Genomic DNA, 2,758 nt, shown 5'->3' on the forward strand with positions numbered 1-2,758 from the left:
TGCTCGCTCGACTGAAATTGTTTACGTCAAATGGAAGCCGGGTAATTTGGGAATTCCGAGTTATTGCTCAGCGAGATGGTCGTGAAGGTCGGCGTGACGGAACTGGTAAACTGGGCCTACGGTCCTCAGCAGCCCCACTCGATAGGCGTCTTCAAGAAATTCCATGACGCGCCACGGCAGGTTTCCTGTGATCGCAAGCGTGCTAACTGAGATGCTGCAAGCAAGCCATGCGTGATGTTTTCCATTTTCAATAGATGTTGTGGCCTTGGTTCCTAGTCCGCCTATTGTTCCACCCAGAAGGCCGCTAGCGAGCCCGCATCCAAGGCCTCCAAGCATACTGCTCAGTAGGTCTCCAGTGAGTCCGAATCTTAGAGCGGCTCCAAGCCCGCTCGCAAGACCAATGACGAGTCCACTGACAAGCCCGATAGTAATTCTTAAAACAGTAAGCGCTCGATCTGACCTCCATCCCGACATTGGTGTGCTTACTATCATGATAGTGGGCTGTTCGGCCCAGTTGATGAATCCGATAGAGAAAGTGCCCATGATTAGGACGATAAATCCAAGCAGGACGCCGGTTATCAAGCCGCCCGCTATAGAGCCTCCGAGGCCGAAGACTAAGCCACCTATCAGTCCGTAGCTAAAGTAGTTTTTTATCATGCGAAAAAGCAGAGTTGTGCGTCCGCGTAAGCGAAAGCGGGCATAGCCGGGGACTTCGCTATGCCACAATCCGGAGCGCAGACCTCCCAAGAGCCCAAACGTGAACCCGGCCATCAGGGAAACTATGAGTCCAATCTTGGGGCCGAATACAAGCCCGAATGTCAGACCGGTTGAAAGGCCGGCAACCGAGCCTGCCACAAGCCCTGCTACCAAGCCGGACGCAAGTCTCGTAATAGGGAGAAGGCGGGAAGGAGTTGTGCGCGCGATATGCCACCAGGGGATGTCTCGGCCATTTTTAGGATGGAACTGGTGAGCTAGATAGATCAAGTACCGACGCACCAGCTGGGGGTTAAGTTGGCGACGAGGTCGGAAGTGGTCGGCTGGATCGCGGCTAGGCGGGCGCGAGGCAATCAAAGCAGGAATGAGGTGATCTAGAAGATGCGTGCGCAGTGTAGACGCATCACTACCTAGTGGGCCTGCCAGCGATGCGGGATTGCTGCCTGGGGTGAGGTATACGGTACGAATCAGCCACAAGCCTAACGGCGTGGAGGCAAGCTCGTTTAGCCCAGGATTGGCGCGAGCGCGAAGTGCTGCCAAAACTTCTTCCCACGCCTGCGAAAGGCTTTGGGGTAAGCAAGACCTAAGATAGGAAGCAGCAGCCTCGGGAGGAAGTGGTTGGGCAGTTATAACGGCGGCGGCGTTTAGTGGCCGCCCAGCCTGAGTGACGGCTGAAGTAAATTCATCGACCCGGCTGGTGAGAATAAGCTGGTCGGCGGCGGCTAGAGATTTGTTCAGAGCTTCGATAGCCCGAACGCGGGCCTCGGCTGGGAGCTCATCCAAGCCGTCTAAAATCGGCAGAATATAGCCGGCCGATACCAACCTAGATGCGAGATCTAATTTGGATCCTGAAGAGGCGAGTGCGGGGTAATCCTCCCGTAGGCGCATTACGAGCCAGTCATGCAGCTGCGAATGATGACGAGTGTCCCATCCACTGATTGGAAATAATACTGGAATGGGCGCTATCTTTTGCTCACCAACATTCGCCTGATAGAAGTCGCATGAATCGATCAGCTCTAGTAGCAACTGCACGGCTAGGGTAGTCTTCCCCGTGCCTGGCGCACCTGTTATCACCAGACGTCGCCGCTCTAACGCACGAAATCTGCTTGCCAAAGCGGCGATGTCGTCACTACGTCCGGTAAGAGTACGCTTTCTTCCAGTAATTAGGCGAAGGTCGCCCATAAGGATCGGATTGGTGCTCAACTGCCAGGCGACCGGTATTGGCTGGGGATCGTCTAGCGCTCGATGACGCGCTTCTGACGTCCACTGTTGTTTCAATAGCTTGGCCAATGATTGTCCGGCGGCGTGTAAATCGTCTGGATCCACGATTGGCGGAGACATTGAATTGATTCGGGGACTTCTAAGCCATGCGACTATGGCCGCCGCTGTCATGCTAGCCGCTATGGCGACGGCTGCCAAATCGGCGATATTAACCTCAGCGTCAATATCAAGTGCTCGAGCGACTATGAGCACAAAGATGACCAAGGATGCAATCGCTATCGTGGCACAGATTGTCCGCCGCCAGGATCGGGCTCCATTCACGCCAATATACTGACGCACTGGACGCCGCACGGCAGCGGGTATATATAATCGTGACTTTGCTGCCTTGACAGGCGATTACACGGGCTGAATTCGTAGAGTGATCTTTTTCCATCGTGACGGCACTGGTCAGGATGGGTTGGCGGAGAGCGGTGGCGGATGAGGGGAGGCTCCCGATAAGACAGCAGTCGACCAAGATCCGATGCCCCGACCAGGAGTTTCGTTGCTGTCTTACCGTGCCTCGATTCCACTGTCCAACCACATCCTGATCCGCCTGGCCGAGCTCGTCCGCATCCGGCGTGCCGAACGCCGTTCCCGATGGCGAAAGTTAGACCCGGCCCGGCAAGCCCTGCTGGTCCTGGCCCACCTGCGCAATGGCGATACCTATGCCCGCCTGGCCGGCGGCTTTGCCATCGGCACCACCACGGCCTGGCGCTCCATCCGCGAAGCCGTCGATCTCCTGGCCGCGCTGGCCAACGACGTGCACGCCGCCGTCGAGCGAGCG

2 protein-coding genes and 1 pseudogene are annotated in these 2,758 nt (G+C 56.5%); 1 reads left to right on the top strand and 2 read right to left on the bottom strand.

Translation table 11 applies throughout. From position 1 onward, the window contains the following. Positions 1-60: 60 nt before the first annotated feature. Both AB0L53_RS59185 and AB0L53_RS59190 read right to left on the bottom strand, forming a co-directional pair. Positions 61-657, bottom strand: coding sequence for a hypothetical protein (locus AB0L53_RS59185; protein WP_364015879.1), 597 nt, complete (start codon positions 655-657; stop codon positions 61-63). Between the two features lie 642 nt (positions 658-1,299). After that, a pseudogene (locus tag AB0L53_RS59190) lies at positions 1,300-2,106 on the bottom strand (NACHT domain-containing protein); the annotation flags it as partial. Between the two features lie 370 nt (positions 2,107-2,476). Between AB0L53_RS59190 and AB0L53_RS59195 the strand changes: the two are divergent. Beyond that, on the top strand, positions 2,477-2,758 hold a 282-nt coding region (locus AB0L53_RS59195), incomplete at its 3' end, for a transposase family protein (RefSeq protein ID WP_364015876.1).

It is taken from the genome of Nonomuraea sp. NPDC052129 (genome assembly GCF_040680095.1).
Taxonomy (GTDB): domain Bacteria; phylum Actinomycetota; class Actinomycetes; order Streptosporangiales; family Streptosporangiaceae; genus Nonomuraea.